Source organism: Pseudomonas citronellolis (assembly GCF_029335315.1).
GTDB lineage: Bacteria > Pseudomonadota > Gammaproteobacteria > Pseudomonadales > Pseudomonadaceae > Pseudomonas > Pseudomonas citronellolis_A.
Window position 1 is genome coordinate 1 of the sequence record NZ_JARJLT010000024.1, and the last position, 1,321, is coordinate 1,321.

Annotated in this window: 2 protein-coding genes; both read left to right on the plus strand. The window is 67.1% G+C overall.

All coding sequences use genetic code 11. From position 1 onward, the window contains the following. The coding region (locus P3W75_RS01425; protein ID WP_276225586.1) for a carbohydrate porin at positions 1-111 on the plus strand (111 nt) is incomplete at its 5' end. A 355-nt stretch (positions 112-466) separates the two neighbouring features. Further along, the gene (locus tag P3W75_RS01430) at positions 467-1,312 is read left to right on the plus strand and encodes a D-hexose-6-phosphate mutarotase (protein WP_276225585.1); all 846 of its coding nucleotides are present in this window, start codon (positions 467-469) and stop codon (positions 1,310-1,312) included. Positions 1,313-1,321 lie beyond the last annotated feature (9 nt).

Consider the following 1,321-nt stretch of genomic DNA (forward strand, 5'->3'; position numbering starts at 1 on the left):
ACCAACTGGCTGACTGTGCGCCCGAACCTGCAATACGTGAAGCATCCCGGCGGGGTCTACGAGGTGGACAACGCCCTGGTCGCCGGCCTGAAGATCCAGTCCAGCTTCTGATCCGCTCCACCCCTCGCTCCTGAGGTGTTGCTGTACTTGGCCCGCCCGCGCTCATCGGGGCGGGCCTTTTGTTGGATGGTGGTGAAACGTCGGTGCCGAACCACGGCGGATAACGCTTGGGGCGTTATGCGCCCTACGTGGACGACGTCGCATCACCCGTCATTCCCGCGCACGCGGGAACCCAGTGGCTCTCGGTTCTGCCTAGGGCCATGGCCGAAAAAATCCATTCTGGACGCTGGGGTTCTATGCTTTTCAAGGTAGAATCTGCGCTTTTTTCGCCGACGTGTAGTAAAACTACATAGACGTCACGCCCCGGGAGAGTCCGGGAAAGGGATTGAGTCAGGACCTCCGGACAATGCTCGAGCATCCGCTGCAGCGCTTCTTCCATTCCATGCGCGCCAAGCGCCCCTTCGACTGGGTGCGTTTCCAGCGCCGCGACCTGCTGCTGATCGATCACCCGCTGTGCCAGGCGGTGTTCAGCAGGCAGGGCGCGCAGCTGCTGCATTTCCGTCCCCAGGGCGAGCGCTCCATGCTCTGGTGCGCCAGCGAATGGCCGGCGCTGAGCACCGCGCCCATCCGCGGCGGCATCCCGGTGTGCTGGCCGTGGTTCGGCAGCCATCCCAGCGAGCCCGACTGGCCGCCCCACGGCTGGGCCCGCCAGCGCGAATGGCGGCTGCTCGATGCCCACGCCGACGAAAGCCTGGTGCAGGTCAGCTGGCAGCTGGATATCGAGGACTGGCACGTGCGCCTCGACGCGCGACTCGGCCGCGAGCTGGAGATGGAGCTGTCCAGCTATCACGAGGACGACAGCGACTGCCTGTTCAGCTTCGCGCTGCAACCCTACTGGCGCCTGGGCTCGCTGCGCCGCACCGTGGTCCATGGCATGGAACTGGAAGGCGCGCAGCGCCCGGCCTCGCCGCTGCCCAACACCTGGACGCCGCGTGGCGCCGTCAAGCAGGTGCTGTACAACACCGGTTCGCTGGTGATCGAGGACGCCGGCTGGCAGCGCCGCCTGCGCATCGACAAGAACGCCAGCGCCGGCAGCGTCATCTGGCACCCCGGCAGTCGCGCGGTGGAGCAGGTGGCGCCGGGCGATGCGGACCGTTTCCTCTGCGTCGGCGCCGCCGGCTACCGCCCGGGCGGGCTGATCCTGGCCCAGGGCGAACGCATGCGCCTGCGCCTGAAGGCCGGGTTGGTCTAAACCGCGGAC

Excerpts from the sequence above, each read along its gene's own strand:
- P3W75_RS01430 (WP_276225585.1), top strand. The coding sequence starts at position 467 with ATGCTCGAGCATCCGCTGCAGCGCTTCTTCCATTCCATGCGCGCCAAG.